This is a genomic window from Pelagimonas sp. (genome assembly GCF_058892305.1).
Window position 1 is genome coordinate 68,967 of sequence record NZ_JBZXVN010000014.1, and the last position, 26,108, is coordinate 95,074.

The 26,108-nt window shown below is 57.7% G+C and carries 32 protein-coding genes; 23 read left to right on the plus strand and 9 right to left on the minus strand.

Translation table 11 applies throughout. The annotated features are described in order from the left end of the window. From AC5EFR_RS05765 to lgt, 5 genes are all read left to right on the plus strand, one after another. Positions 1-564, plus strand: a complete 564-nt coding sequence (locus AC5EFR_RS05765; RefSeq protein ID WP_058243008.1) for a DsbE family thiol:disulfide interchange protein — start codon at positions 1-3, stop codon at positions 562-564. Then, positions 564-1,040, plus strand: coding sequence for a cytochrome c-type biogenesis protein (locus AC5EFR_RS05770; RefSeq protein ID WP_058243007.1), 477 nt, complete (start codon positions 564-566; stop codon positions 1,038-1,040). The genes AC5EFR_RS05765 and AC5EFR_RS05770 overlap by 1 nt, the downstream gene beginning before the upstream one ends. After that, a complete protein-coding gene (gene ccmI / locus AC5EFR_RS05775) occupies positions 1,037-2,194 on the plus strand; it encodes a c-type cytochrome biogenesis protein CcmI (RefSeq protein ID WP_493574961.1) in 1,158 nt (385 codons plus the stop codon). Before AC5EFR_RS05770 ends, ccmI begins: the two co-directional genes overlap by 4 nt. A gap of 4 nt (positions 2,195-2,198) precedes the next feature. Then, a complete protein-coding gene (locus AC5EFR_RS05780) occupies positions 2,199-2,780 on the plus strand; it encodes a L,D-transpeptidase (RefSeq protein ID WP_203240447.1) in 582 nt (193 codons plus the stop codon). Positions 2,781-2,876: 96 nt separating this feature from the next. Continuing rightward, entirely contained in the window at positions 2,877-3,782 is a 906-nt protein-coding gene (gene lgt / locus AC5EFR_RS05785) for a prolipoprotein diacylglyceryl transferase (RefSeq protein WP_058243004.1), read from the plus strand. Between the two features lie 51 nt (positions 3,783-3,833). Here the strand turns inward: lgt and AC5EFR_RS05790 are convergent, their stop codons facing one another. From AC5EFR_RS05790 to AC5EFR_RS05805, 4 genes are all read right to left on the minus strand, one after another. Next, entirely contained in the window at positions 3,834-4,310 is a 477-nt protein-coding gene (locus AC5EFR_RS05790; RefSeq protein WP_058243003.1) for a DUF411 domain-containing protein, read from the minus strand. A gap of 191 nt (positions 4,311-4,501) precedes the next feature. Then, positions 4,502-6,628: a protein-disulfide reductase DsbD family protein gene (locus AC5EFR_RS05795; RefSeq protein WP_493574962.1), complete on the minus strand. Its 2,127-nt coding sequence runs from the start codon at positions 6,626-6,628 to the stop codon at positions 4,502-4,504. Next, positions 6,622-7,272, minus strand: a complete 651-nt coding sequence (locus tag AC5EFR_RS05800) for a DsbA family protein (RefSeq protein WP_493574963.1) — start codon at positions 7,270-7,272, stop codon at positions 6,622-6,624. The genes AC5EFR_RS05795 and AC5EFR_RS05800 overlap by 7 nt, the downstream gene beginning before the upstream one ends. A 359-nt stretch (positions 7,273-7,631) precedes the next feature. Further along, a complete protein-coding gene (locus AC5EFR_RS05805; RefSeq protein ID WP_298571303.1) occupies positions 7,632-7,937 on the minus strand; it encodes a DUF2933 domain-containing protein in 306 nt (101 codons plus the stop codon). Positions 7,938-8,108: 171 nt separating this feature from the next. On the opposite strand from AC5EFR_RS05805, the gene AC5EFR_RS05810 reads away from it, so the two are divergent. From AC5EFR_RS05810 to AC5EFR_RS05840, 7 genes are all read left to right on the plus strand, one after another. Further along, positions 8,109-8,678 carry a L,D-transpeptidase gene (locus AC5EFR_RS05810; protein WP_298571301.1) on the plus strand — a complete coding sequence of 190 codons (570 nt, stop codon included), beginning with the start codon at positions 8,109-8,111 and terminating at the stop codon, positions 8,676-8,678. A gap of 34 nt (positions 8,679-8,712) precedes the next feature. Beyond that, positions 8,713-9,171, plus strand: a complete 459-nt coding sequence (locus AC5EFR_RS05815) for a c-type cytochrome (RefSeq protein WP_298571299.1) — start codon at positions 8,713-8,715, stop codon at positions 9,169-9,171. 390 nt (positions 9,172-9,561) lie between these two features. Continuing rightward, entirely contained in the window at positions 9,562-10,122 is a 561-nt protein-coding gene (locus AC5EFR_RS05820; RefSeq protein ID WP_493574964.1) for a c-type cytochrome, read from the plus strand. 1 nt (position 10,123) lies between these two features. After that, positions 10,124-11,023 (plus strand): c-type cytochrome, encoded by a 900-nt coding sequence (locus AC5EFR_RS05825; RefSeq protein ID WP_493574965.1) that lies wholly within the window; start codon positions 10,124-10,126, stop codon positions 11,021-11,023. Positions 11,024-11,071: 48 nt separating this feature from the next. After that, a complete protein-coding gene (locus AC5EFR_RS05830; RefSeq protein ID WP_493574966.1) occupies positions 11,072-12,466 on the plus strand; it encodes a multicopper oxidase family protein in 1,395 nt (464 codons plus the stop codon). Then, positions 12,448-12,945, plus strand: a complete 498-nt coding sequence (locus AC5EFR_RS05835) for a c-type cytochrome (protein ID WP_493574967.1) — start codon at positions 12,448-12,450, stop codon at positions 12,943-12,945. The genes AC5EFR_RS05830 and AC5EFR_RS05835 overlap by 19 nt, the downstream gene beginning before the upstream one ends. A 1-nt stretch (position 12,946) precedes the next feature. Further along, positions 12,947-13,681, plus strand: coding sequence for a DsbA family protein (locus AC5EFR_RS05840; RefSeq protein WP_493574968.1), 735 nt, complete (start codon positions 12,947-12,949; stop codon positions 13,679-13,681). Positions 13,682-13,727: 46 nt separating this feature from the next. Here the strand turns inward: AC5EFR_RS05840 and AC5EFR_RS05845 are convergent, their stop codons facing one another. Further along, positions 13,728-13,928, minus strand: a complete 201-nt coding sequence (locus AC5EFR_RS05845) for a heavy-metal-associated domain-containing protein (protein WP_298571286.1) — start codon at positions 13,926-13,928, stop codon at positions 13,728-13,730. A 160-nt stretch (positions 13,929-14,088) separates the two neighbouring features. On the opposite strand from AC5EFR_RS05845, the gene AC5EFR_RS05850 reads away from it, so the two are divergent. From AC5EFR_RS05850 to AC5EFR_RS05860, 3 genes are read left to right on the plus strand one after another with little or no spacing between them, the layout of a single operon-like run. Further along, positions 14,089-16,599 (plus strand): heavy metal translocating P-type ATPase, encoded by a 2,511-nt coding sequence (locus AC5EFR_RS05850; protein WP_493574969.1) that lies wholly within the window; start codon positions 14,089-14,091, stop codon positions 16,597-16,599. Positions 16,600-16,610: 11 nt separating this feature from the next. After that, a complete protein-coding gene (gene cueR, locus AC5EFR_RS05855) occupies positions 16,611-17,030 on the plus strand; it encodes a Cu(I)-responsive transcriptional regulator (protein ID WP_417246834.1) in 420 nt (139 codons plus the stop codon). A 12-nt stretch (positions 17,031-17,042) separates the two neighbouring features. After that, positions 17,043-18,500 carry a multicopper oxidase domain-containing protein gene (locus AC5EFR_RS05860; RefSeq protein WP_493574970.1) on the plus strand — a complete coding sequence of 486 codons (1,458 nt, stop codon included), beginning with the start codon at positions 17,043-17,045 and terminating at the stop codon, positions 18,498-18,500. A 43-nt stretch (positions 18,501-18,543) separates the two neighbouring features. Here AC5EFR_RS05860 and AC5EFR_RS05865 read toward each other — a convergent pair whose 3' ends face one another. Continuing rightward, positions 18,544-19,122 carry a hypothetical protein gene (locus AC5EFR_RS05865; protein WP_493574971.1) on the minus strand — a complete coding sequence of 193 codons (579 nt, stop codon included), beginning with the start codon at positions 19,120-19,122 and terminating at the stop codon, positions 18,544-18,546. A 73-nt stretch (positions 19,123-19,195) separates the two neighbouring features. Here AC5EFR_RS05865 and AC5EFR_RS05870 point away from each other — a divergent pair, with 73 nt between their 5' ends. Continuing rightward, the gene (locus AC5EFR_RS05870) at positions 19,196-19,741 is read left to right on the plus strand and encodes a Crp/Fnr family transcriptional regulator (protein WP_493574972.1); all 546 of its coding nucleotides are present in this window, start codon (positions 19,196-19,198) and stop codon (positions 19,739-19,741) included. An 89-nt stretch (positions 19,742-19,830) separates the two neighbouring features. Then, the gene (locus tag AC5EFR_RS05875) at positions 19,831-20,598 is read left to right on the plus strand and encodes a hypothetical protein (RefSeq protein WP_493574973.1); all 768 of its coding nucleotides are present in this window, start codon (positions 19,831-19,833) and stop codon (positions 20,596-20,598) included. 117 nt (positions 20,599-20,715) lie between these two features. Here AC5EFR_RS05875 and AC5EFR_RS05880 read toward each other — a convergent pair whose 3' ends face one another. The 3 genes from AC5EFR_RS05880 to AC5EFR_RS05890 form a co-directional block, all read right to left on the minus strand. Then, the gene (locus AC5EFR_RS05880; RefSeq protein WP_493574974.1) at positions 20,716-20,943 is read right to left on the minus strand and encodes a hypothetical protein; all 228 of its coding nucleotides are present in this window, start codon (positions 20,941-20,943) and stop codon (positions 20,716-20,718) included. 169 nt (positions 20,944-21,112) lie between these two features. Continuing rightward, positions 21,113-21,370 carry a helix-turn-helix domain-containing protein gene (locus tag AC5EFR_RS05885; protein WP_203240465.1) on the minus strand — a complete coding sequence of 86 codons (258 nt, stop codon included), beginning with the start codon at positions 21,368-21,370 and terminating at the stop codon, positions 21,113-21,115. A gap of 124 nt (positions 21,371-21,494) precedes the next feature. Then, entirely contained in the window at positions 21,495-21,746 is a 252-nt protein-coding gene (locus tag AC5EFR_RS05890) for a hypothetical protein (RefSeq protein ID WP_274577442.1), read from the minus strand. 211 nt (positions 21,747-21,957) lie between these two features. On the opposite strand from AC5EFR_RS05890, the gene AC5EFR_RS05895 reads away from it, so the two are divergent. Genes AC5EFR_RS05895 through AC5EFR_RS05920 form a run of 6 tightly spaced genes read left to right on the plus strand, consistent with a single transcriptional unit; the run spans position 21,958 to position 26,065 of the window. After that, on the plus strand, positions 21,958-22,311 hold the full coding sequence (locus AC5EFR_RS05895) for a hypothetical protein (protein ID WP_493574975.1): 354 nt from the start codon (positions 21,958-21,960) through the stop codon (positions 22,309-22,311). Between the two features lie 43 nt (positions 22,312-22,354). Next, positions 22,355-22,975, plus strand: a complete 621-nt coding sequence (locus AC5EFR_RS05900) for a lytic transglycosylase domain-containing protein (RefSeq protein ID WP_493574976.1) — start codon at positions 22,355-22,357, stop codon at positions 22,973-22,975. Beyond that, positions 22,972-23,265 carry a TrbC/VirB2 family protein gene (locus tag AC5EFR_RS05905; protein ID WP_493574977.1) on the plus strand — a complete coding sequence of 98 codons (294 nt, stop codon included), beginning with the start codon at positions 22,972-22,974 and terminating at the stop codon, positions 23,263-23,265. The genes AC5EFR_RS05900 and AC5EFR_RS05905 overlap by 4 nt, the downstream gene beginning before the upstream one ends. Next, entirely contained in the window at positions 23,258-23,536 is a 279-nt protein-coding gene (locus AC5EFR_RS05910) for a VirB3 family type IV secretion system protein (RefSeq protein ID WP_058314084.1), read from the plus strand. The genes AC5EFR_RS05905 and AC5EFR_RS05910 overlap by 8 nt, the downstream gene beginning before the upstream one ends. Then, a complete protein-coding gene (locus AC5EFR_RS05915; RefSeq protein ID WP_493574978.1) occupies positions 23,526-25,901 on the plus strand; it encodes a VirB4 family type IV secretion/conjugal transfer ATPase in 2,376 nt (791 codons plus the stop codon). Before AC5EFR_RS05910 ends, AC5EFR_RS05915 begins: the two co-directional genes overlap by 11 nt. Then, on the plus strand, positions 25,898-26,065 hold the full coding sequence (locus AC5EFR_RS05920; RefSeq protein WP_493574979.1) for a hypothetical protein: 168 nt from the start codon (positions 25,898-25,900) through the stop codon (positions 26,063-26,065). Before AC5EFR_RS05915 ends, AC5EFR_RS05920 begins: the two co-directional genes overlap by 4 nt. Positions 26,066-26,108: the final 43 nt, after the last annotated feature.

Sequence of the window (26,108 nt, forward strand, 5' to 3'; positions counted from 1 at the left end):
ATGAAACGTATTCTTGCCTTCGCACCCCTTGTGATCGCTATGATCTTTGGAGGGTTCTTCCTTTGGGGTCTGAATCCAAACCGCGATCCAAACGCAATCCCTTCGGTTCTTATTGAACAGCCAGCGCCGGAGTTCGAGCTTGCAGCTGTTGAGGGTCTCCAAACACCGGGATTGTCGCGCGCCGATTTGACCGGGCATGATCGCCCGATCGTGCTCAACGTGTTTGCCTCATGGTGCGTTCCGTGCCGCGCCGAGCATACAGTGTTGACCAACCTGGTCGAACGCGATGGCATCCGGCTGTTCGGGATCAATTACAAGGATAAGCCCAAGGATGCGGTGCGCTGGCTTGCCAATCTTGGAAACCCGTACGAGCGGATCGGATCGGACCTGAACGGTAGGATCGGGATCGAGTGGGGGATTTCCGGTGTTCCGGAAAGTTTCATCATCGGAACGGATGGCACGGTTCTTTTCCGCTATGTCGGACCGGTCGTGGGCGATGAGGCCATTGCAAAGTTCCGTGAAGCGCTCACTCAGGCTGGCGCGCTTGAGGAAAGGAACAGCTAATGCATCGGTTTGTCGTTCTGCTTGTTTTCATGATCCTTCTGCCGTTGTCAGCGCAAGCGGTGGAACCCGACGAAATGCTTGCTGACCCGGTGCTTGAGGAACGGGCGCGCGTTATCTCGAAGGATCTGCGCTGCGTTGTCTGTCAAAACCAGGACATCGACAGTTCCAACGCGGGCGTCGCGAGAGATCTGAGGCTACTGGTCCGGGAACGGTTGCTGGAGGGAGACAGCAACAATCAGGTGATGGCCTACATCCAGGCACGCTATGGCGACTATGTCCTGCTGAAGCCTCCATTCAAACCGTCGACCTACGCTTTGTGGGGCACACCGATCGCCTTGACGCTGATCGCTCTGCTCTTTGGTCTGAACATCGTTCTGCGAGGCAGGCGGAAAAGCGCGTTACCTGAATTAACAGAAGCCGAAGAGCGTCAGGTGGCGAAGTTTATCGACAATGAAAAATCAGGAGATCCATCATGATCTGGGCCGGTTTCGGGTTTATGACCCTGATAGCGGTGCTGTTCGCAGCCTGGCCGCTTTTAGCAAAGGGCAAGGGTGTTGTCGCCACCGAGGATGGAACCTCGGCGGTATTGGTGGACCAGCTCGACGAAGTCCAAAGAGACCATGAGCGCGGCGTGATTTCCGAGGGTGAAGCCGACGCCGCCAGGATGGAGATCAAGCGGCGAATCCTGGCGTTGTCGCGTAAAACCTCTGACGCAGGCCCGCAATCAGCTGGCGATGGAAACGCCGCCATGTATTTGGCCGCGTTGTTCGTTCCAATTCTGGCTATTGGATACTATTCGATTAACGGCACTCCTGTTTCATCAAGCCGTGCGTTGGAAGCACTTCAGGCCGAGCGCGAAGAAGAACAAAAAATCGCTGACTTGGCGCAGAAGCTTTTTGAACGCCTGACCAGCGAACCAAATGGCGGTCAATCGGACGGGTGGATGCTGCTTGGGCAGACCTATATGCGCATGGGGAAACACAGTGACGCCGTTCAGGCCTTTGACGTCATCACGCGTCGTGAAGGTGCCACATCTGAAACCTGGTCGCGGCTTGCCGAAGCATTGGTCATGGCAGAGGCTGGGATTGTCACGCCTCGGGCACAGTCGGCGATCAACCAAGCGTTCAGGTTGGACCCTGCCAATCCGGCAGCGGCCTTTTACATGGCGGTCTCATTGGAACAGGCCGGTAAAACGAAGGACGCACATGACCTGTTGATCAGCCGCCTGAATGAAGCGGAGGGTTTCGCGCCTTGGATGGAAACCTTTGTCGCCAAAGCGAACCGAATTGGAAGCGAGATTGGCCGCGCCCCGGTAAACTTGGCCAGCTTTGCTCCGATGGTAGCGGGCCCGGGACCATCGGCGGACGATGTCGCGGCAGCTGGCGACATGACCGAAGAGGACAGGTCCGCCTTTATCCGGTCCATGGTTGAACGCCTGGCATCCCGTCTCGAAGACGAGCCGGACGACCTGGAAGGCTGGATGAGGCTGGCAAACGCCTACACCGTGCTTGGCGAGCGCGATAACGCAGTATCCGCATATGAGAAAGCGAGCGCCTTGTTGCAGAACGCACCGGAAACCGATCCGAGACGACAAAGGATCGAACGCGCGTTATCGGAATTGAAAGGATAGAGCCATGAAACGGCGTGATTTACTGAAAGGCGGGATGGCAATGTCGGCATTCGCTGCGGCAACACCCCTGCTGGCGCATGACGAGATTATCCCGGACTACCAGTTGCCCGAAGCGTTCATGCCCCGCGAGGTCCGGCTCGAAACGGATTTTGAGCCCAATGAAATCCATGTCGATCCCGGCCAGTTTGCGCTCTACTGGACGTTGCCGAAAAAGAAAGCCCTCAGATACACAGTGGGTATTGGTCGACCTGGGCTCTATGAGGCGGGCGAGTTTTTTGTCGGAGCGAAAAGAGAGTGGCCCTATTGGAGGCCCACTCCCGACATGATCAAGCGCGAACCGAACCGGTACGGGCGGCTTTCGAATGGGCTGCCCGGTGGTCTCAACAACCCGCTGGGCGCACGGGCGCTTTATCTGTTCCAGCCCGGTCGTGGCGACACCTATCTGCGGATTCACGGGACCAATGAACCTTCGACGCTGGCACGCCGCGTATCTAACGGGTGTGCGCGTTTGGTGAATGATCAGGTTATCGATCTGTACAACCGTGTTCCCATGGAAACCCGCGTGGTTCTGCATCCCGTCGCCTGAAGTCGAGCTTTGAAGAACTTCCGAGGTCCAGATGGACCTCAGCCGAAACAGCTTTGACCGGGCAACTCGGGCCGACGCAACGATAGGCATACCAAAATGATCCCTTTTCCGGACATCTCCCCCGAACTGTTCGCATTCGACGTCTTTGGCTTTGAGGTTGCCCTCAGATGGTATGCCCTGGCCTATATCGTTGGGATCCTTATTGCCTGGCGGTTGGCCAAGGTGGTGTTGGCGCGGCCGCAAATGTGGCGTAATGACCAGCCTGTGATGCAGCCCGACCAGTTCGAAGATCTGGTCACCTACCTGATCCTGGGCATCATCCTCGGTGGCCGGATGGGATATGTCCTGTTCTACAATCCCGGGCAGTTTTCCAACGATCCGCTGGCGATTTTGAAGATCTGGCAAGGCGGGATGTCGTTTCACGGCGGGCTTCTCGGCGTTGCCATCGTGGCCCTGGTCTATGCATTGCGGCAAAAATTGTCGCTACTTTCGACCGGTGATCTGCTGGCGCTGATTACGGCGCCGGGCCTGTTCCTCGGCAGGGTGGCCAATTTCATCAATGCCGAGCTTTGGGGCCGCCCCACCGATTTGCCCTGGAGCGTGGTATTCCCCGGACGGGCGGCGCAGGATTGCGGGCAGCAGATCGGGCAGCTCTGCGCCCGCCACCCATCCCAGCTCTATGAAGCGGCGCTTGAGGGCATTCTGCTCGGCACAGTCATTTTCTGGATTGCGTTTCGAAAGGCCGGGTTCAGAAGGCCCGGATTATTGATGGGTGTCTTTTTTGCCGGCTATGGTCTGGCGAGGTTTACTGTCGAGTTCGTACGCCAGCCGGACGCGCAGTTTGTCAGCGCGGGCAATCCGACCGGGTTTGCCTGGCAGATTGGCGATCTAGGGCTGACACAGGGTCAGGCATTGACGCTTCCGATGATCGCTGTGGGGTTGGTGCTGATCTGGCGCGCCGCTGCGGGCGAAGGCAAGGCATTGGGCAGATCTGCAAACTGAGTGCCAAAGCGCTTCAAGACCGACCCTGTAGACAGGTGATTTCAAGACACCCTATTCGCCTTGGTAACTTGCGAATACCTCGGTCGTGCCATCCTTTTTCATCAAAAGCACATCGTAGGCGTCTCGTTCGCTCTCGGGACCCATTCCGGGCGACCCATAAGGCATGCCGGGCACGGTCAATCCAATCGCATCGGGGCGCTCGGCAAGCAGGCGACGCACATCGGATGCTGGAACGTGGCCTTCAACGAAATACCCCTCGATCGTCGCGGTGTGGCATGAGGCAAGGTCTTCGGAAATTCCGTTTCTGAGTTTGTAACCATAAAGAGCCTCATTTGACGCGTTCTGAACGGTGACATCAAACCCCGAAACACGCATTATCTTGATCCAAGCACCGCAGCATCCGCAATTGGGATCCTTGATCACGTGGAGTGTAGAGTTGCTTTGAGCAATTGCAGGCAGGGTGGATGCAATCAGCGCGGCCGCAGCGCTTTGCAAAACGGCTCTGCGGTTGGGGTTGATTGGTGGCATGGTGTTTTCCTTCGTTTAATGTGCCGAGCTTGCTTGGCCGTTAGAAATCAGTTGCGAGTTTGCTCTTGATATTGAGCTGCGGCGCTTTGAACCATGACTTTGCTCAAGCTTCACGGCGAAGTGAAGGCAAAGAGTGGTATTCGCTAGGGTATCTTTCTCGGACAAGAATGACTGGTCGTATGTGCATCAGCTTAGTTCTGTGCTGCGGCAACCGGCGTTGCGAGACGGGCATCTTCCAAAGCTTGGAGAACGGCTGCCGCCGAGAGAATTTCCGACAAAACGATCCCGTTCGGGGCACCCGGGCCGTAGACCGCATTAAACGGAATGCCGAAGCGGTTGAAACTTTCCAGGTAACGCGAAATCGCCTGGTTCGGCCGTGTCCAATCTGCCTGCATTTGTGTGACGTCATCACTTCGCAGAGCATGGAGGACGGGTTCGCGATCGAGAACAAGTGCCTTGTTCGCTTTGCAGGTCAAACACCAGTCGGCGGTGACATCGACAAACACCACCTCGCCACGAGAGACCAGGCGGGCGATTTCGGCGCGGTCGAATGCCGTCCATTCCTGAGTTGTTGCGCTTACGTGGTTGGCGGCAGGTTGCGCCAGCATGGTGGATGCGACGAGCGGCAGGATCGATAACACCGCGATTCCCGGCCAGCGCAGCCGGGGTGACAGGCCGCCGCGGGACAGGACCAGGATCAAGGCTGCTGACAGGGCGGCAACCGCAATCGCCGCCCGGGTACCGGCGACGCCTGTGAGAACCCAAAACAGCCAGAGTGCGGTGACAACCAGAAGCAGGCCCAACACAAGCTTCAATCCGACCATCCAACGGCCGGGCTTTGGCAGGAAGGTCACTAGGCGCGGGGATGCGGCGACAACCAGGTAAGGTGTGGCGAGCCCGAGACCGAGAAAGGTGAAAACGATCAGCAGATCGGTTCCACGACCAGCGAGCGCGAAGGCGATAGCGGTACCAAGAAATGGCGCTGAACACGGCGTCGCCATAACCGCGCCGAACAAGCCTGTGAAAAAGTCGGAGGTATAGCCATGCCTGCGGCCAGTATTGGAGAGCCGCGTCTGCAGGCCGGATGGCAAAGCGATTTCGAACAACCCGAAAAGGTTTGCCGAAAACACAGCCAGGACGGTGAACATCAGGGCCAGGAACACGGGGTTTTGAAACTGAAGCCCCCAACCGACCATGACTCCGAAGCGTTGCAGCAGGAAAAGCACGGCGGCAAGCCCCCACATGAACACCATGACGCCTGCAGCGGCCGCAAGAAATCCGCCACGTACTACCTGTTTGTCACGGCCCTGCTGTTTGAGGGCGGAAGAAAGCTTGATCGACAGGACCGGAAGCACGCAAGGCATGGCGTTTAGGATCATCCCGCCAAGAAACGCAACCAGCGCGATCCAGGCGAGTTGGTCAATGCCGGGACCAAGCACATTGAGGCGGAAAGGCGGCGCGGGCTGCGTCTCGACCCGGTCGGGGGTCACGGTGAAGGCGCGACCGGCACCATCAGTAACGGTGACGATCGGAGGCCTGGAGCGCTCCTCGTCATATGACAACACCGTGAAGCGCGCCCAAAGCAGGGTTCCGCGATCGCCCAGCCGAATGTCAGGTTTGCCAAGAGCGGTGCCGGTTCCGAGTTCAGGGAACACGTCAGGCGCCTGAAATGGCGCAGCGGCCTTTACCGAAATCGTCAATTCCGAAAAACCGTCATCAACATGCGCAATGGCGGATTCCAGCTGTGCATCCTTCTCTTCGAGCGGCACCCGCGCAATAAATTCGCTCAGCCGGCTGGCGCTTTTATTATCAATTCCGATTCCCGAGGGAAGGGTCAGCGACAGTTCGAAATTCTGCGGGACACAGACATTCGAGCAGATCAGCAGAGAAACCCTGGCAAAAAGGGAGACGGGTTTGCCTGGCTGCTCCAGTTGAACCTCCAGAGGGAAAACGACCTCATCGCTGTAGCCGAAGTTCTCGATCCCGAATGCCGTGAACCGGGTTGGTGCCGGCCAAAGCATTTTGACATTCGCGACGTTCTGCGATCTGCTCCAGTCGATTTCCGGAGGAAGACCAACCTCTCCTGGCGATCGCCAGTAGGCCTTCCAGCCTTCACCGAGGTCTAGGTCCAGCCCCGCAGATATTGTGTTCGCATCAGGGGCCACACCGTTCTGGACCGAAATGAGCGCCGCCGTTACAGCAGGAGAGTTGAATTTGGCGGATACCTCAGCCTGTGCCGCGTGATTTTGAAGCACAGAAAACACAATTGAAGTCAAAACCAAAAGAATGACTTGGCACTTGCTGCGCGCCATCAGCATACCTGTGCCCATCCTTCTGAGCGCTCCAGGTCGATAATTTTCAGTAGGTTGCGATCGGAAATCTGGCCCTGAATGACAGTACGGCCAACCACCAATGCGGGCGTTCCGATAAACCCGAAAATCTCAGATAAGATCGAGCTGGTATCAAGCTCTTGCAACACATCCTTGCTTTCCATGTCCGAAACCAGGCGTGCGTGATCGAGGTCAAGAGACTCTGCGAGCAATTGTAAGTACTCAGGTGTTGCCTGAAATGGGCTGGAAAGAAGACGTTCGTGGAATTGGACGTATGCACCCTGCCTTTTCGCCGCCAAAGCAGCTTTTGCGGCGAGCATTGATGTATCGCCAAGCAAAGGCAGTTCGTGCCAGACAACTTTAACACCAGCGCCCAGCTGTTCCGCCAAACCAGCCAAGCGTTTTGTCTGAACCCGGCAATATGGACAATAATAGTCCGAGAAAGATGCCAAGGGAACGAAACCGAAGTTTTCGTCCGTTTCCCCGAAAAGAGCCTTGCAGAGGTTCTGCCGAACATCACTAGGAGTGCGCAGCCTAGTTCGCTCGTTCGGATCAGCCAAACCAACAAAAGGATCAAAACCGGTTGATGACGGACCTCCAGAGATTTCTCGAAATCCAACTGGATCGGTCAAATCCTGAAACTCGGGGAGAGGTTCCAGAAATGATCGCGCGTATCGAATGGACATAACACCCGCTGCGAATGCCGCAATGCCAAAGACAACTCCACGCCTGCTTGCCATTCCATAGACCCTCTCGAATGGTTATTTATTTAATAATTACATAGCCCTGGCGCCCGTTTGCGCAGGAAATGGCTTGCACGGAGCCGGAAGGAGATCCTTCAATTCTACACCCTTCTGGAATCGCAGAAGCGGTGCCTTTCGAAGACACCGCCGGGCCATCCGGTTTGACGCATTGATCAACAGTTGAAGAACAGCCAGTAACTGCGAGCCCTAGCAAGCTTACACAAACAACGCGACAACGACCGGCCAATTCACACCCCTTGGCGTTGGGATTTTTCCATTCGTTGGTCCGTGAGTAATGGAATCGCCTTTGTCGTCCCTTCGTCCTCTGAAGCCCCATGACAGGATTTCCCCATCATCTTATGCATCACGAAATGCGCCCCGACACAAAGCACAAGCGGCAGAAAGACCGCTGATTTGCCCCAAAGCCCGCCAATCGTTCCTCCAGCAACAAAATAGCCTGCAATCGGCAATAGCATAACGGCACAGCACACCATCATGCCGTAGTGCATAATCTTTGAGTGGCCTGACCCGGTTGGGCTGGATTTTTTAGTCATCGATTCCTCGCAACATTTGATCGCACCCCCATTTGCAGGCCTCACATATGGTAAGGTCAAGGTTACATATGGATACAAAAATCACTGCCTTGTCAGGTTGATGTCGAGCAGTCTTCTAGTAGAAAAAATCCGAAGACCTAAGCGGATGATCCTACTAATTGGAGGCAAGACATGGGCAGGTTCAGATCAATCCAGATCACCAGACGAACTTTGTTCTTTGGAGCGTCAGCATTCCTTGCCGCTCCCTCGATAGTGCGGGCGCAGGAATCTGAACCTGTGCGCCGCAACATATCGTCGTTCGCATTGCACGACTGGCGGGATCATTTCGACGGCTTGGGCAAGGGAGTAATCGTGTCCGACACAACCACCAAGGTTCTCCAGCATTGGACAACGGACGGGGAGATGCGAGTCTACCCCACGTCGGTGCCACTGACGGACGAGCTGACAAAGCGCGGCTACACCGAAGTTGTCGAAAAGCGAAAAAATCCGGGCTGGGCTCCAACCCCATCCATGCGCGAGCGCAATCCTGAATGGCCCGCATACGTCAAAGGCGGCGATCCGATAAACCCTCTCGGGACACGGGCGCTCTACCTTTCGTGGCAATACTACCGGATCCACGGAACCCAGGACACACGCAAAATCGGGCGAAAATCGTCGAACGGATGCATTGGTCTTTTCAACGAGCAAATCGAGGAAGTGTACGAGCGGACGCCGATCGGGACACAAGTCAAGCTTATCTGAAGAAAACCGCCCCAAGACGGGAAAAGGACGACAAATGAATAAACCTGGTCTGTTCGTTGGAGGGGTCTTGCTTGCGGGTTTGGCCGTGGCAGTGTTGCAGTTTCTGCAACCCGCACCCGCCACTCAGGGTCATTCGATGGTGACACCGGACACAAGCCGGATCGCCCAGGGCGAACCAATCGTTGAGCTTCGCATGCCAGCCAATTTGTCTGCTGAAGCGGAGTTCGGCAAGCGTGCATTCGAGGCAAAATGCGCGGACTGCCACGGTGAAAATGCGGCAGGCCAGAACGGTGTCGCACCTCCGTTGGTTCACAAGATTTACGAGCCAAGCCACCATTCAGACATGGCATTCGTTTTGGCCGCTAAAAACGGCGTGCGCGCGCACCACTGGAAGTTCGGAAACATGCCTCCGGTCAAAGGACTGACCCAAGCTGACGTGAAATACATTGCGCGTTACGTGCGCGAGCTTCAACGGGAGAACGGGATCAACTGATGCATCTCTGGAGAGGAAATCAGGTAAGTCTTCTAGTCCGCGTCGTTGTTGTGACTGTGCTTGGAGTTTTTTTGGCGCTTCCTGAAGCGGTGCGCGCGCATCCCGAAGTCGAATTCGCCATTGCCGGGGAGCACGAGAAGTCCCACCGGGGTGCGCATGACGCAGATTTTGCGGAGATTTCCGATCACTGCCATCCCGGCTTGGACTGTTACGTGACCGCCGTTCTAACGCTGCAACCGAACTTAACAGTCTCAAGTGCCCAAACCCCTTTGCCATTTTCGTTCACCAGCCATTCACGCGAAAGCTGGTTAGCTTTGTCTGATCCACCACCTCCGCGCGTTCGGTCCTGATTGCAGATACATCAACTCATACAGATCAAGGACCAAACCGATGAAAAAACTCACCGTAATTGCCGCTTTTGTTTTCACCTCGGCCGCGCTCGCCGCCTATGCTCATGGCGGCGCTACCGGAATTGTCAAAGAACGCATGGATGCCATGAGCGCCATGGGAAAAGCCGTTAAAGCGATCACCCCAATGATGCGCGGCGAAATCGAATTCAATGCCGCCACTGTTCGTTCGGTAGCAAAAACGATTGGAAATCACGCAGGCGCTGATCTCACAGAGCTTTTCCCGGAAGGCAGTGGCGGTGCCCCGTCGGAAACCAGGGATGCGGTCTGGACCAACTGGAACGAATTCACTGAGTTGGCCGAGCAACTTGAGGTCTATGCTGACGGACTGGCGAGAGCGGCCAACAACGGCATGATGGCAGGCACCCAAAGTGGCATGTCTTCTGGCGCAATGATGGGCGGCGGCACCATGATGGGCGGTGGAATGATGCAGGGGGCGATGACGGCTGACGACATTGCGGGTATGCCGGTGGATGGCGCCTTCGCAATGGTCAGTCAGGTTTGCTCGGCCTGTCATACAAAATTCCGTGCGGAGTCAAAATAAGATGAAGCGAATTATCTTATTTGGTTCCGGCGTAGCGTTACTGGGCATCGTTGGGCTTGGAACACTGGTGATTTGGCCGATAGGCCTGAAACCCGATCCAATCGAGTTGATAGGTGACGTAGATCGGGGCGCCTATCTCGCGCGTGCAAGCGGTTGCATTGCGTGCCACACTGATTTTGAGGACCGCGGCGCTCCACTTGCGGGTGGTGTGAAGTTGGACACGCCCTTCGGGGCACTCTATTCCGCAAACCTGACCACCGATCCGGAGCATGGCATCGGTGATTGGACAATCGAGGAGTTTGCAAAAGCGGTTCGGCAGGGCATCTCGCCCGAGGGAGAGCCATACTACCCGGCCTTCACCTATCCGTTTTACGCGAATTTCACAGATCAGGACATTGCAGATCTGTGGGCGGCCTTTCAGACCGTCCCTGCGGTGTCTCAACCGGCCCCAAGTCATCAAATGGCGTTTCCGTTTAATCAACGATGGGGCCTGAAACTGTGGCGCGCGGCATTTCTTGAACCACCTCGGACAGGCCCGATTGAAGGTAACGACCCTGTCTGGAACCGTGGGCGGGAACTTGTCGAAGGAGCGACACATTGCGCGGCCTGCCATACTGGCAGAAACATCCTTGGCGCTCGAAACTCCGATGACGAGCACTTCGCAGGCAACCCATCTCTTCCGGGAGGCAACAAAGCGCCGGCGATCGACCATGAAACGCTTCAGTCTCGTGACTGGACCGTGGATGCGCTCGCATACGCCCTGAAGACGGGAATTACGCCCAGCGGAGACGCCTTCGGTGGTTCAATGGGTGAGGTCGTTCTTCAAGGAACGCAATTCCTGACGGATGCAGATCGACAGGCCATCGCAACGTATTTGATGGATGATCATTCAGGTGGGTGACAAGATTGTGGGCGGTCCCAGACTGCCCGCAAAAACGAAAGGGACGACATGACACAATCACGGCGGGAATTTCTGCAAGCAAGCGGCGCAGTGGGATTACTCGGAGCACTGCCGAATGCGGGATTTGCTGCTTCGGAAGAGATGGCCGTGATGGCGGCTCGACCAGCTAGAGTACAGTTGGCGCCGTCAGCGTATCCGCAGACTGAGATATGGGGATATGACGGGCAAATGCCGGGACCTGCGATCCGGGTAAAACAAGGTGAGCGCGTTGCGAGACGGTTTGTCAACGAGCTGCCGCAAGCAAGCTCTGTCCATTGGCATGGGCTTCGGATCGACAATGCAATGGACGGAGTTGCAGGTCTCACCCAAGATGCGGTGGAGCCGGGAAAAAGCTTTGACTACGATTTCGTTGCCCCTGATGCGGGAACTTTCTGGTTTCATGCTCATAATCGCTCTTTTGAACAGGTTGCCAGAGGGCTTTATGGTGCGTTGATTGTCGAAGAACCGGTTGCGGCGGACGTTGACCGTGACGAGGTGCTGATACTTGATGATTGGCTTCTTGACCCGAAAACGGCCCAAATCGATCCGGAATTTGAGGCTCCGCACGATCGCAGTCACGCCGGCCGCCGGGGCAATTACATAGCGACCAATGGAAGGTCGGGTTTCACATTGCCAGTCAAGCGCAACGAGCGACTTCGCTTGCGCTTAATCAACGCGGCGAACGCCCGGATCTTCGAACTGGGCCTTGCTGGGTTGAAAGGTTGGGTGATGGCTTACGACGGTATGCCTTTGGCAAAGCCGGAGTTGGTTGAAGGGGCGTTTTTGCTGTCCCCGGGAGAGCGGGCCGATCTTTTCGTTGATGTTGTTGCCGAGTCCGGAGATATGGCTCATCTCGTCCGAATTGATGACCAGCAGCAGTATTCGCAAACGACTTTCACGGTCGCCGGCGACGCGGCTGCAACGCCGCGCGCTGATCCGGCGCCACTTCCGCCCAACCCGAACATGGAAATAGAGGGTATTGAAACAGCACGACGGTTTCGCCTGAACATGGAAGGAGGGGCGATGGGTGGCCTGAATGCCGCAGAGCTAAACGGTGAGCGCAATTCCTTTCGCCAACTCGCGCAGGCCAACCAGTTCTGGGCATTCAACGGGGCGGTCGGCATGACCGACGCTCCACTTGCCCGTTTATCGCGTCGAGAAACCGCACGTCTGGAAATTTACAATGACACGTCGTTTCCGCACGCGATGCATCTTCATGGCATGCATTTTCGTGAGTTGCTGAAGGATGGTTCGGTAGGGCCTTTGCGGGATACGGTTTTGATGTTTGGCGGTGAAACGCGCGAAATCGCATTTGTCGCGGACAACCCGGGCAAGTGGCTTTTCCACTGCCACATGCTCTCACATGCGGCTTCGGGCATGATGACATGGATCGACGTATCATGAACAAACCAACCATTTTGCTCGGTGCGGCGGCTATCGTCCTCATAGGCGCGACCGGGTGGGTTGTCTCGCAAGAAAGCAACCCCCAATCCATAACCGCTCCCAACGAACCAGATATCCAAGTTGGACAGGCTTTGTATGGCGAGTATTGCGCGTCATGCCATGGCTATAATCTCGAGGGGCAACAAGACTGGCGCTCACCGGGAGAGGACGGGCGATTGCCCGCCCCTCCGCATGATGAGACCGGGCACACATGGCACCACGCAGATCGAATGCTTTTTGACTACACGAAGCGTGGCGGGAAAGCTGTTTTGGCCGACCAAGGGGTTGAGTTTGACAGCGGCATGCCGGGATTTGGCGATGATCTGGGCGACGAAGAAATCTGGAACATTCTAGCGTTTATCCAATCAACCTGGCCTGAGCGTCAGCGTCAGCTCCAGGCTGAACGAACACGTTTCGACAATGAACGGGGAGGAAACTGAAATGAGATTCAGACAAGGAATTGCGGCGCTTACGCTGGCAATCATGGCACCTTTCACGGCCTATGCCGATGGACTGGATGAAGCGCGCGTACGAGAGCTGGTTCTTGAGACAATCCGCGCAAATCCGCAAATCGTGATGGAGGCGGTCGCCATCCTTGAACAACAGCAGGCAGGCGCCCAAGCATCTGCGCAAGCTGAGGTTCTGATCAACCAAAGGAACCTTTTGGAACAAGACCCCAATGCACCGGTTCTAGGTAATCCGGATGGAGATGTGACGGTTGTTGAGTTCTTCGATTACAATTGTTCTTTCTGCCGCAGGGCCATGCCGCAAGTTCAGGGCCTGCTTGATGGCGACCCGAATGTGCGGCTTGTCTACCGAGAGTGGCCGATCTTGGGGGACGGATCAGTGTTTGCGGCCAAAGCAGCCCTGGCCGCGCGCAACCAGGGCAAATACGAAGAATTCCACTGGGCCATGATGGGGATGAGCGGCCGCGCCGAAGAGGCATCGGTTCTGCGCATCGCGAAAGAGGTGGGTCTTGATATCGGCCAGCTTCGTCGGGACATGGAGGCACCGGAAGTGCAAGAGCACATTGCGTCTTCCATGCGCCTGACACAGGCCCTAGGTTTCAACGGTACGCCATCATTCGTGATTGGTGATGCTTTGGTACCAGGTTTCGTGGAGCAATCCGAACTGGAGATCTATGTTTCCGACGCCCGGTCCGGCCGGGACGAGTGAAAGAACGGACGTGCCGCCTCAAGTCTGATCCTGAGGCGGCAGTTTTTCAAGCAGCGGCAGGTTCAGACTCGTATCCTGCCGCTTTGATCGCCAGGCTCACATCCGCCTGTGAAAGGGAGGTATCAACGGCCACACGACGGGTGTCGAGATCGCAATTAACCGTTGCCGCTGGATCTACATCCTTGACGGCTTTTTCAATTGCGGCCGTGCAATGCCCGCAGCTCATTTCGGGAACACTGAATTCCATGATTGGCTCCTAATCTTGATGTCTTTTCGGGATATGGGGGCTCCAGTAGGGGGAGGGTCAAGTCGGTTTCGCTCTGTTGAACATATTTCTCTCTCGCCCTTGACCTTACAGTAACTGGAATCCCTAGATGTAAGGTTGAAAGCCGGAATCGGAGACGACAATGACCAACCCAACAAGCGCAACGCTGTCCATTGAATCGATGACCTGTGCGTCCTGTGTCGGGCGCGTGGATCGCGCGCTTGGTTCCCTGGAGGGCGTGGACGATGTTTCGGTAAATCTGGCCAATGAGACCGCCCGTGTGTCAGTCGATGCGCCGGAACGGCTGCGCGAAATCGCAGGGACACTTGACGAGGCGGGTTATCCAGCACGTCGCGCCAGTGTAACGCTCAATGTCGCCTCGATGACCTGCGCGTCCTGCGTTGGCCGCGTTGACAAGGCGCTGGCCGCCGTGCCTGGCGTTCTCGACGTGAACGTTAACCTCGCGTCGGAGACTGCCACTATTTCCTACCTTGAGGGAGCAACGGATGCTGCGGCGCTTGCCAAAGCCGCTACACAGGCTGGTTATCCAGCCGAGATTGCCGAGGCGGATGCGTCGTTGGATCGTGCTGCCCGCAAGGAAGAAGAGGCTCGTGAAATCGCCCGACGAACGATCCTGGCGGCGTCTTTGGCACTGCCGGTGTTTCTGCTCGAAATGGGCGCGCATCTTGTTCCAGGCATGCATGAATGGATCAGTCGCGCGATCGGCCACCAGACAAGCTGGCTGATTCAGTTCGCCCTGACCACGGCGGTTTTGTTGGGGCCGGGTCGGTTTTTCTATCTCAAGGGCTTTCCTTCGCTTTTGAAGGGTGCGCCTGACATGAACAGCCTTGTCGCGGTCGGTACAGGTGCAGCCTATGCTTATTCGGTGGTTGCGACGTTCCTGCCCGCAGTTCTTCCTGCATCGGTGCGGGCGGTGTATTTTGAGGCGGCGGCGGTCATCGTCGTGCTGATATTAGTCGGCCGGTATCTGGAGGCGCGTGCAAAAGGACGCACTGGCGCCGCGATACAGAAACTCCTGGGCCTGCAGGCCCGTACGGCGCGGGTTCTTCGGGATGGAGAACCGATTGAGTTGGCCATCGAAGAACTGAGGGTTGGCGATACGGTTCAAGTGCGCCCCGGAGAGCGCATTGCCGTGGACGGCGAAGTCACAGATGGCGTGAGCCACCTTGACGAAAGCATGATCACCGGCGAGCCGGTTCCCGTGGCAAAGGCGCCGGGTGACGCGGTTACTGGTGGGACGGTCAACGGAGTTGGGAGTATCCAATTTCGCGCCACACGCGTTGGGGCGGACACTACGCTGGCACAGATTATCCGGATGGTAGAAGAGGCGCAGGGCGCGAAACTTCCGATTCAGGGGCTCGTGGACCGGATCACCCTCTGGTTTGTTCCCGCGGTCATGGGGGTTGCGTTGCTGACAGTCCTTGTCTGGCTGTTTGTGGGGCCAGATCCGGCGCTTACCTTTGCGTTGGTTGCCGGGGTGTCGGTTCTGATCATAGCATGCCCGTGCGCGATGGGGCTGGCCACGCCGACTTCAATCATGGTGGGCACCGGGCGCGCGGCCGAAATGGGCGTTTTGTTTCGCAAGGGGGATGCCCTGCAACAGCTAACCTCGGTCGGGGTTGTGGCGCTCGACAAGACCGGCACTGTTACGCAAGGCCGCCCCGAACTTACCGATGTCATCCTGACAGACGGGTTTCAGCGTACAGCGGTGCTGGCGCAAGTCGCGGCGGTCGAAGAAAAGTCCGAGCATCCGATCGCCCAGGCGATTGTACGCGCGACGCTAGTCGAGAAGGCTGCTGATGTCAAAGCCTCCGGGTTTCAGTCCGTCACGGGCTATGGTGTGAAAGCAGATGTGGACGGTGTCGAAGTTCTGGTCGGGGCCGACAGGTTCATGCTTCGTGAAGGGATTGACCCGGGAACGCTCGCAGAAGCCGAAATCGATCTGGCGAAACGTGGACGCACGGCGCTTTATGCTGCAATCGGAGGACGGATCGCTGCCGTAATCGGGGTCTCTGACCCTGTAAAAGCCAGCAGCCGCGAAGCAATCGAAGCGCTGCATCGCCAAGGCTTGAAAGTGGCGATGATCACCGGTGACAAACAGCAGACAGCCGATGCGATCGCGGCGGAAACCGGAATCGATCATGTCGTTGCGGGTGTGCTGCCGGACGGAAAAGTCGAAGCACTCGACCGGCTCAGGGCAGGCGGGCAGAAAATCGCTTTCGTAGGTGACGGCATAAACGATGCCCCGGCGCTCGCCCATGCGGATGTGGGCATCGCCATCGGGACCGGAACAGATGTCGCCATCGAATCCGCCGATGTTGTTCTCATGTCCGGCGACCTGCGAGGCGTGGTCAATGCGTTCGAAGTTTCAACGCGCACGATGCGTAACATCCGTCAGAACCTGTTCTGGGCGTTCAGTTACAATACCGCGCTGATCCCGGTGGCCGCGGGCGTTTTGTACCCGGCGTTCGGGCTGATGCTTTCGCCGGTTCTGGCGGCAGGTGCGATGGCGCTTTCTTCGGTATTTGTTCTGACGAACGCCCTGAGACTGCGCCGCGTGGCACCACTTCTTGACGAAAATGAAACCAGGGGTAGGGAAGCCGTGCAAGCGGTTCCCGCCCCGGCGGAATAAAGGAGAAAAGCATGAACATTGGAGATGTTGCACGCCAGTCCGGCCTGCCCGCAAAGACGATCCGGTATTATGAGGACATCAGTCTGGTCAAACCCAAGCGTGAAACGAACGGATATCGGGTATTTAACGATGCCGATGTTCACAAACTGACCTTTCTGGCACGTGCGCGCGCTTTGGGCTTCACCATTGAAGATTGCCGGACGCTGCTTGCGCTTTACGAGGACAAGTCCCGCGCCAGTGCAGAGGTCAAGAAAGTCACCGGAAAACATCTCAATGAAATTGAGGCCAAGATCGCCGACCTGCAGGCCATGCACGCCACGCTCACGCGCCTGTCTGAAGAGTGTGCCGGTGATCATCGCCCCGACTGTCCAATCCTGGAAGAGTTGAGCGGCAAAGATCGCCGCTCGAACACACATGATGCCAAGCAGTAAGGAATTCAGTTAATGATCACTCGACGCGGTCTGATTACCGGTCTCGGCGCTGGCGCCGTTGCAACGTTCATCCCGAAGCTTTCCTGGGCGAACCGTGAGGCGGGTCCCCTTGCCATGCCTCCGCTTCTGGATGCGACAGGTACGGGGCGATTTCGGCTTGCGGCCCAATCGGGCCAAACGAACTTCCTGGGAAATACAGCGACAGAAACCTGGGGTTTCAACCAAGCCTTTCTGGGTCCAACCGTGCGCGTCGCTAACAAGGGCGCGGTTCAGGCCGAAGTAGAAAATCGCCTGAACGAAGCGATGTCCGTACATTGGCACGGTTTGGTCATCCCTGGTGATGTCGATGGCGGACCGCACCAACCCATTGCACCCGGGGCCACATGGTCACCGGAATTACCGGTCGACCAGGCGTCAGCGACGGTTTGGTATCACACTCATATTCACGGCGAAACCGCGCGTCAGGTCCACATGGGGCTGGCAGGTGTTCTTCAGCTTAGCGATGGGTTGGATGATGAAAGGGGCTTGCCGTCGACCTATGGCATCGATGATCTGACCCTCGTTCTTCAGGATCGGCGTTTTGATAGGCGCGGCCGCATGGACTACAGCTTGTCGATGCCGGACCAGATGATGGGATTCCTTGGCGACACGATGCTCATCAATGGCCAGGTCAGCGCAACGGCAATGGTGCCCCGAGGCATCGTGCGACTTCGCCTGTTGAACGGATCGAATGCCCGGATTTACACGCTTTCAATGTCCGATGATCGCGCAATGCATCTGGTAGCTACGGATACCGGTTTGCTCGACAAACCCATCGAGTTGAACGAACTGACCCTTTCACCAGGCGAACGCTATGAGGTTCTTGTGGATTTCGGGGACGGGAAAGATGTGTCGCTTATAAGCCAACAAAGCACAAACATGGGGATGATGGGTGGCGGCATGATGGGCGGCCGTCGAGCGGCCGGACCACCATTCGAAATACTTCCGTTCAAAGTGGACACAGCGCTCAATGCGCGTATCGCTGCACTTCCCCTAGACCTCGGTGGATCGCGGCCTGATATGGACGAAACCAAAGCAACTCGCCGCAAAGTAACACTGGATATGGGGATGGGGCCGGGGATGATGATGCGCCGGAGTTCGAACCGGTTTTCGATCAACGGCCGGTCGTTCGATATGCGACGCACGGATTTCACCATCCAGCGTGGAGCATTGGAGCGGTGGTCCGTGTCGGCAAACATGATGATGCACCCATTCCACGTGCACGGTGTGACGTTCCAAGTGCTTAGCGAAAACGGCCGCGCACCGAATCCACAGAACACCGGTTGGAAGGACACGGTCCTGATTGATGGTCGCGCCGAACTCTTGATGAGGTTTGATCAGCCCGCCAGTGAAGCCTTGCCGTTCATGTTTCACTGTCACATCCTCGAGCATGAAGATGGCGGCATGATGGGGCAGTTCGCGGTTGTTTAGCGCTCAATCCGTGTCGCCGATGGTGATACCGCCTCAAGTATCGCTAGTGGGGCATATCGCCTCGAGCGAGTGCGAGGTGGTGCTGCTGATGGTGCGCGCCCACGGTCATAAGGCCAACAAATCCAAGAGAGCGGATGCGCGGAGCATCACCGGTTGCCGTGAAGGCCACACCCTTGTCTGTTTCCTTCACCGTGAAATCCCAGCCCTCCGTGCCGTTCATGGTCGCGGCATGTGCAAACGACATGCGCCGGATCGATGCGACGACGTTTGCATCGGGGGAGGAAACAACAAAACGCGCGCCGCCGTCGATCACCTCTGCCTCTACATCCGCACGCATCGTCACATTGTTCATGTCGACAAGATGTTGCCTGAGCGCCGAAACATCCACTCGATCCCAATTGGTCGCCGGGTCAGACATGAGAATCATCACGATCTCCTGAATGGCGGCGAACGCCGCTTGTCCGCCTTGGGTCGGGGCATTCCCCGCAGACGAAGAACCTTGCACCATCATCGTGTGATCAGAGCTCCCGTGATTCATGCCATCGTGGGCGCTCATGCTTTGCGTGATCGCGGGCGAAGGCAAGCCAATGGCTGCGACAAACAAAAGGTGGATTGGTTTCACTGGGGTTCTCCTGGCGCATTCTGGGTCACCCTCTTTGTGACACGTGCGCAGCAAGCCTCATATGATAGCAATCATGTCTAGCGCGCTTGACGATATTTTCGCCAGTGCGATGACCCGCCGGTTGTCACCTGGCCAGAGCCTCTTTTCAGTAGGTGATCCGGTAAAAGTCATGATCCGGGTAAACTTCGGAGCGGTTGCACTGCGCCGGGTGACTGAACAAGGAACCGTCTTGACCCTCCATGTCGCGCGTCGCGGTGAAGTTCTTGCCGAAGCATCGCTCCATTCTGCACACTATCATTGCGAAGCTGCGGCACGTGAAGCCAGCGAAGTCGCATTGCTTCCAACACATGAGTTTCGGGATGCCTTGCGGAGAGACGATGACCTGGTTGAGATTTGGGTTCGAATCCTGTCTCGGACAGTGCAGGAAACCCGAATGCGCGCGGAAATTCGTACGATTCGGACCGTTTCGGACCGTCTCGATGCCTGGCTGTCTCTCAATAATAGCCTTCCGCCACGCGGCCAGTTGCAAGAACTGGCTGCTGAGATTGGAACCAGTCGAGAAGCTCTTTACCGGGAACTTTCCAGGCGCAAAAAAGCGGCTGGAAAGTTGCGAATTTAACATAACAGTTATTACGCGTAAGTATATCTAGTGTTGCGATAGTATATTTTTGTATGTATGCTGGCCTCGGCTATTCAAGGATCTCCAGCATGCGCCTTCCATTCATGAAGCTCTTCTCCCCGTTGATGATAGTCTTGAGCCTAGCCAACATCTCGCTGCCCACCAGCAGCCGAGCGCAAACGTATCCTATCGACTGCGCAATCCTCCTTTGTTTATCCGGCGGTTGGCCGGCATCTGTCCCTTGCTCTCGTGCGCGTGCCGAGTTCATCCGGCGGATCACGCCTTGGCCTGTGGAACCGCCGTTGCAGATCTGGCGCTGCCCAATGGGTGCGTCTTACGAGATGGAGCGTCAATCGAGCGGGACGGTCCGGATCTTCGACGCCCTTTTCAATTCCGATTTCAATGCCGATGATTTTCGACCAGGCCAGCCCTTTCCCGTGAACCATCGCGCATCTGACGCAACTTCAGAACCAGCCGTTTTGCGCTTTGACGCAACCTTAGACGTTCTCGCCCCAGCGGAATTTGCCCTGCGCCTGGTCCAAGATCGTGCGGACATCGACATCAGTGGCCCGGAGTTCAATTTCGTGCGCTCGATTCGCGTCTTTGACGTGCGATCCGCTTGGCAGCGTGAGTCTCCTCGAGATGGCGACTGCTACCGCAATGCAGCGATCTTCCTCGGCACATATGGGACCCAAGGTGGCTTCTCCTGGCAGAGAACTTCCACCTCCGCCCTTCCGTCAGTGCATGAGGGCCTAGAGCGATGGGGAGATCGTTGCCCAAGCATCTATCACCGGTCCGTCTTTGTCGATTGGCGCGACTATCAGGGCAACTATGGGTTTGAGCAGGTGAACTACTGACCGGCGGCCATCCCACCCCGATCCGAAGCATCTCGCTCGATCAAGAGCGAGCTGCCTCAAGGTGAACACACCCTTTCCAGCCCATCACGGTCACCCATCACAGTGCGATTGCAATCCTTACACACCGCTGGGTGGCAGGATTTTCGTCAAACCATCGAAGTCGATTTCGCGCTTCGCCGCATCACCGAGGTCCGGCTGGATCTCAAATACGGGTTGCGGTCCTTCGACGCCCCACATCACTCCAAGCGCGCCTGTACCCCAGCGATACACCCAACCAACAACACTGCTCCTATCCTTCCCGATCAAATTTGCGATCGCGACGCCTTCGCCTTTATCATCGTTCACTGTTTACTGACTTCCTGCACTATTGCGCTGCGAATTCGGCGTGGGGTTGCAGAGTGTTCACTCCTACCCTGCACCGGTCTTCGTTGCTTTCGGTTAACTAGGTTTCCTCATGGGAGCGATGGCCACACCAGGAGAACTGAGCTCTTGATTCTCAGACAAATCTCTTCGTTCAAATCCTGTGGTCGGGCTCCGTGGCGGCTTCGACGATCGCCAGAATCTCGAACGGGTCAAAGCCGATGGCGCGCGCCAGAACAACCAGTTCGACGACGTCGACCCGGCGCTGGCCGCTCTCAACGCGGGCAATGAGGGACTGGTGGCATTTGAGCTTGCCCGCCAAGTCTTTCTGACCGAGGCCCGCCTTGATCCGGGCGTCGACCAACGCTTGGCAAAGCGCCACCTGTCCCTTGCTTCTGATTGTCTTTGCCACGCGTCACATACCTTTTGTGACGTCGCTAGCGGATGAAATCTATTATCTAAAAAGTAGATACTTGAGGGTGTTATCGGCGTCGGGTTCCCATGGGCTGCAAGTCTGATGCTCCCCGGATAACCCATCAATCCCCTACCAATTGCAGAAACCGGCCATAGTCCTCGCTGACCTCCCTCGCTTCCTTGAATGCACGGGCGCGCTCGTCGTCGTGGCAACGGAAGTAGCTCTGGATATCCTGGATGTAGTCTTCGAAATCGCGACGGATGAGGTCGGCGTAGTCACGGGCCGCTTGCGAATCGCTTGGCAGGAAGGGACGGGCCGGTGCGAGGCAGGAGTCGGTGAAACCCGGCCCGGGGACGCAGATCAGAAGGGCCATAGCTTGCAATGAGAGCCGGTCTGTCAACCTTGGGTTTCTCAAACCTGTTATCTCCTTGATCGCGGACACTGGCCGTGACTAGTGTTTGCGTAACCAAACTACAGATGAACCGCGATATTACATCTTGCGGTTGTTAATATACTATCGTAACTCTGGGCTTCAAGTAGGAATGCCCAGGCGTTGCGTCTTTGAAGAAAGCGTGAGCCGGGCCATGAACTGGGACATCGAAGCACCAAATGTGGTTACGGAAGCCAGGTTCCGCGAACTCGTGGAAAGCGGCTATAGCGCTGAAATCCTGTGCCAGGAGTCGGCACACAAGAAGGGCCCGAGCTATTACGGGGTCTGGATCATGCGTGCCGTCTCTGACGACGGCGTCGAAAAGCTCCTGGTCACCGCCCGCACACGGACGACCTATAACGACATCAAGATCCGCGAGTTCAAGACGATCACCGGTGTCGTGTCCTTCCTCATCGGCATCGGCTTTTCGCATGCCGATGTGCCGCTCGAAGAGGGCCAGCGGACTTCGCATAAGCTGGCGGCCACCGACAAGGGCGCTAGCGACTAGCCTTATTCTCCTCGGCCTTCTGGCCGCACCTGCCTCGGCACAGATGGTGCTGGTCATGGAGAGCGACGGCTCTCTGACCCCGTCCCGCTCCCAGAGCAGCTTTGCCCGGAACTACAATGACGGAATTGGGCAAGGATCAGCTGCTGACGAGCTGGCGATCCTGGGTGAGACGGCAAGCGAACCTGTCCCAGACGCGGATCAGCTTGCAGCCCTCTCTCGTCCGGCTCCCCAGCCCCGCGCCGATGTTCTTTCTGCCATTGAAGCGACTGCGCTGCGCTATGCCAGCCATTCCGGTCTGCGCCGCGCGAAACTCTCGGTCACGGACTGGTTGCACCTCTACCGAGCCAACATTGAAGTTGAGAGCGCCTATCGCCAGGATGCCATCTCCAGCGCGGGGGCCATCGGTCTCGGCCAGCTGATGCCCGCCACTGCCCGTAATCTCGGCGTCGACCCGCGTGAGCCTCTGCAGAATCTCGACGGCTCCGCCCGCTACCTCGCGATGATGCTGGGGACCTTCGGCGATCCGCGTCTGGCACTGGCGGCCTACAATGCCGGGCCGGACGCCGTGCGCCAGCACGGCGGCATTCCCCCCTACCGAGAAACCCAGAACCACGTGGCCCGCGTCATGGCTGTCGCGGCCCGATTGAAAGGATCAAATTCATGAGACAGATTTCAAACCTCTTTGTCGCCTCGCTGGCGCTATTCCTGCTCATTGCCGAACCCGCCTTTGCGCAAAGCATCGATCTCTCCCCGATCCAGAGCTTGCTTCAGGGCATTGTCGATGCGCTGACCGGCCCGCTCGGCGTCGTCATCGCGACACTTGCCGTCCTCGGCGTCTTTCTGAGCTGGTTCTTCAACATCATCGACCTGCGCCAGGCGCTCTGGGTCCTGGTGGGCATCGCTGGTGTCGCCGCCGCCCCAACCATCGTCGCCGCGGTCTTTGCCGGTGGCTGAGCGCTCGCCCCTCTTCCTCGGCCTCGTGCGCCCGCCCAAGCTCCTGGGCCTGCCCATCATGTACGCGATGGTCTGGCTCTTTGGCTCGGTGCTTCTCTTCGTCTGGGTCCAGCACATCGCCGTGCTGGGCGTGGCCGCCCTGCTTTATCCGCTGCTTTGGAAAGCCGCCGACTGGGATCCGCGCTTCATCGACGTGATGATGACGGCATTACAAGAGACGCCGCCGACCCGGAACCGCAGCATTCATGGCGGGGACAGCTATGCGCCCTAATGAAGCCCTGGACGAAACGCTCGATCCCCGCACCCTGACGCCGGACTGGTATGCCCGAGAAACCCGTCTCGCGCATATGCTCCCATATGTCAGCCTGGTCGATGATCGGACCGTGCGGACGCGGGTGAACGAGCTTTTCCAGTGCATCCGCCTCGACGGGGCCAACAGCTACACGACGGACGATGCCTATCTCGACAAAGTGACGGCGCTCTTTGCCCGGATCATCGCGCAATTGGGACCGGAGTTCAGCTACTATGTCCACAAGGTATCCAAGGCCATCGCACCGGAGCTGGAGCCGGTGTGCGAGGGCAGCTTCGCAGGCGAGGTGGACCGGCTTTGGCGCAAGAAGCTTGAGACGAGCGGGCTGCGGGACAAGACGCTTACCCTAACGGTGATCCACCGCCCTCCCCCGAAGAGTTTCCTGCCGTTCCTCAACCGCAGCGCGCCGGATCGCTTCAAGGAAGAAACCCAGAAACGCCTGCGCCGCCTGGGCGAGGCCGTGAATGTCTTCCTCTCGGGCCTGACGGAGCTGAACCCGCATGTCCTTTCCGCGAAGAGCGGCGAGCTCATTGGGTTTCTCGGGGCGCTCAACACGGGGACAGAACTGCCGCTCTACCCCGCCAATACCTACGGCTTCCTGTCCTTCAACGTCGCTAACACCCGCGTGACCTTCCTCGAGGATCATTTTGAGCTTTCAGAAGGCGTCGTGGGGCATCGCTACGGCAAGAGCTTCACCATCGGGGAATATGCCGAGGCCACCTCCTGCACCATGTTCGACATGCTGAACCTGCCGGTCGACATGATCGTGACGCATTCCTTCACCCCGATCAATTCGAACCTCATGGCGGGCCGGATCAAACGACAGAAGCGCCAGATGCAGGCCTCGCAGGATGCGGCCCTCTCGCTGATGGAAGCGCTCGATATCGCGGCCGATGATCTCGAGGCCAAACGCCAGAGCTTTGGTGAACACCATTTGGTCGTGACGATCTTCTGCGACACGCTGGACGAGCTGCAGACCCTGAGCGCCGAGATCGTCAACGCCGCGGCCACCGAGGGCGTGAAGATGATCGGCGAACGGGTCGCCGCCAAGGCGCATTACCTCAGCCAGCATCCCGGCAACCAGCCCAAGCGCGTGCGCGCCAGCGCCATCACCAATCGCAATTTCGCGGATTTCGCGGCGTTCCACCGGACGCAGCTCGGCAAACCCGCCAGCAAGGTGCCCTGGGGCAAGGTCATCACCCTGTTCCCCACCCCGGAACAGAGCGCCTACCGGTTTTCCTATCACGAGCAGGGCAGCCCCGACAAAGAACCCACCAGCGGGCACACGTTGATCATGGGGCGGCCGGGGTCAGGCAAGTCGGTGCTTTCTGCCTTTCTCATGACGCAGGCCCGTCGAGCAGGGGCGCGGATCTTCGTCTTCGACTACCGTCTCGGTATGGAGATGGCGGTCCGAGCCAATGGCGGGCGCTATGCATCCTTGAAAGCCGGGCAAGCCACCGGGCTCAATCCCCTCTGGACCGAAGTCGACGCGCGCGGCACCGCCTGGCTTTCGGATTGGCTCGCCACCTTGCTCCACCGTGCCGACAAACCGCTGACGCCTGCCCAGACCAACCGCATCCAGGAAGTCGTGCGCCAGAACGCGCAGGCTTCCAATCCGGCACTGCGGAACTGGCGGGATTTCGCATCGCTCTTCGTCTCCACCGATGATGGCGGCGATCTGCACCAGCGCCTGTTTGAGTGGACCGAAGAGGGCCGCTACGGCTGGATCTTCGGGCAGACGCTGGAAGACACGTTCTCGCTGGAGGGCGATGTGGTCGGCTTCGATCTCACCGGCATTCTCGACAGTGAGGCCGAGAAGGAGCGGATGGCGGTCCTCTCCTATCTCTTCCGCCGGGTCGAGCGCGAGATCGAGGACCGGCGCCCCACGATCATCATCATCGATGAGGCCTGGAAGGCACTCGACAACGCCTATTTCGCCGAGCGGCTTTCGAACTGGCTGGTGACCGCCCGCAAGCAGAACACGGTCGCGGTGATGATGACGCAATACGCGAGCCAGCTCGAGCGCACCCGCACCGGCAAAACCATCGTCGAGGCGGTGCCAACCCAGATCCTGCTGCCCAATATCCGGGCGCATGCCGCCGACTACGCGATGTTGAACCTCTACGAGAAGGAACTCGACGTGCTTCTCAACACCGGCAGCGACAGCCGCTTGGCACTTATTCGCGATGACCAGGGCTCGATTGTGGTCGATGCTGATCTCAGCGCCTTGGGCCCCAATCTCACCATCCTCGGCGGCATGGAAAAAGGCGAAGCGCTCGTGGGCGCCGGTTACCGCGACCGCCCGGACTTCTGGAGGCTTTCATGACCCGTATTCTAATTCTCCTCGCCGCACTCGGCGTTCTGGCCTCCTGTGCCCAATACCAGGAGCCACAGGCCAACTGCTTTACCTTCCTCGCCTCCACGGCACCCGTCGCGCCCGATTGCGACTTCACGCCCCTTGGCACCCCGGAGGGCGGCATTGACGTCTAAGCTGACCCAGATCCTGTTGCTCTGCCTGTTTCCTGGCGTCGCC

Coding starts and splice junctions, on each gene's coding strand:
- AC5EFR_RS05905 (WP_493574977.1), top strand. CDS start 22,972: ATGAGACAGATTTCAAACCTCTTTGTCGCCTCGCTGGCGCTATTCCTG.
- AC5EFR_RS05870 (WP_493574972.1), top strand. CDS start 19,196: ATGTCTAGCGCGCTTGACGATATTTTCGCCAGTGCGATGACCCGCCGG.
- lgt (WP_058243004.1), top strand. CDS start 2,877: ATGATCCCTTTTCCGGACATCTCCCCCGAACTGTTCGCATTCGACGTC.
- AC5EFR_RS05900 (WP_493574976.1), top strand. CDS start 22,355: ATGGTGCTGGTCATGGAGAGCGACGGCTCTCTGACCCCGTCCCGCTCC.
- AC5EFR_RS05810 (WP_298571301.1), top strand. CDS start 8,109: ATGGGCAGGTTCAGATCAATCCAGATCACCAGACGAACTTTGTTCTTT.
- AC5EFR_RS05815 (WP_298571299.1), top strand. CDS start 8,713: ATGAATAAACCTGGTCTGTTCGTTGGAGGGGTCTTGCTTGCGGGTTTG.
- AC5EFR_RS05830 (WP_493574966.1), top strand. CDS start 11,072: ATGACACAATCACGGCGGGAATTTCTGCAAGCAAGCGGCGCAGTGGGA.
- AC5EFR_RS05890 (WP_274577442.1), bottom strand. CDS start 21,746: ATGGCCCTTCTGATCTGCGTCCCCGGGCCGGGTTTCACCGACTCCTGC.
- AC5EFR_RS05850 (WP_493574969.1), top strand. CDS start 14,089: ATGACCAACCCAACAAGCGCAACGCTGTCCATTGAATCGATGACCTGT.
- AC5EFR_RS05805 (WP_298571303.1), bottom strand. CDS start 7,937: ATGACTAAAAAATCCAGCCCAACCGGGTCAGGCCACTCAAAGATTATG.
- AC5EFR_RS05795 (WP_493574962.1), bottom strand. CDS start 6,628: ATGCTGATGGCGCGCAGCAAGTGCCAAGTCATTCTTTTGGTTTTGACT.
- AC5EFR_RS05780 (WP_203240447.1), top strand. CDS start 2,199: ATGAAACGGCGTGATTTACTGAAAGGCGGGATGGCAATGTCGGCATTC.
- AC5EFR_RS05770 (WP_058243007.1), top strand. CDS start 564: ATGCATCGGTTTGTCGTTCTGCTTGTTTTCATGATCCTTCTGCCGTTG.
- AC5EFR_RS05840 (WP_493574968.1), top strand. CDS start 12,947: ATGAGATTCAGACAAGGAATTGCGGCGCTTACGCTGGCAATCATGGCA.
- AC5EFR_RS05790 (WP_058243003.1), bottom strand. CDS start 4,310: ATGCCACCAATCAACCCCAACCGCAGAGCCGTTTTGCAAAGCGCTGCG.
- AC5EFR_RS05835 (WP_493574967.1), top strand. CDS start 12,448: ATGGATCGACGTATCATGAACAAACCAACCATTTTGCTCGGTGCGGCG.
- AC5EFR_RS05845 (WP_298571286.1), bottom strand. CDS start 13,928: ATGGAATTCAGTGTTCCCGAAATGAGCTGCGGGCATTGCACGGCCGCA.
- AC5EFR_RS05765 (WP_058243008.1), top strand. CDS start 1: ATGAAACGTATTCTTGCCTTCGCACCCCTTGTGATCGCTATGATCTTT.
- AC5EFR_RS05875 (WP_493574973.1), top strand. CDS start 19,831: ATGCGCCTTCCATTCATGAAGCTCTTCTCCCCGTTGATGATAGTCTTG.
- AC5EFR_RS05825 (WP_493574965.1), top strand. CDS start 10,124: ATGAAGCGAATTATCTTATTTGGTTCCGGCGTAGCGTTACTGGGCATC.
- AC5EFR_RS05920 (WP_493574979.1), top strand. CDS start 25,898: ATGACCCGTATTCTAATTCTCCTCGCCGCACTCGGCGTTCTGGCCTCC.
- AC5EFR_RS05895 (WP_493574975.1), top strand. CDS start 21,958: ATGAACTGGGACATCGAAGCACCAAATGTGGTTACGGAAGCCAGGTTC.
- AC5EFR_RS05820 (WP_493574964.1), top strand. CDS start 9,562: ATGAAAAAACTCACCGTAATTGCCGCTTTTGTTTTCACCTCGGCCGCG.
- ccmI (WP_493574961.1), top strand. CDS start 1,037: ATGATCTGGGCCGGTTTCGGGTTTATGACCCTGATAGCGGTGCTGTTC.
- cueR (WP_417246834.1), top strand. CDS start 16,611: ATGAACATTGGAGATGTTGCACGCCAGTCCGGCCTGCCCGCAAAGACG.
- AC5EFR_RS05860 (WP_493574970.1), top strand. CDS start 17,043: ATGATCACTCGACGCGGTCTGATTACCGGTCTCGGCGCTGGCGCCGTT.
- AC5EFR_RS05915 (WP_493574978.1), top strand. CDS start 23,526: ATGCGCCCTAATGAAGCCCTGGACGAAACGCTCGATCCCCGCACCCTG.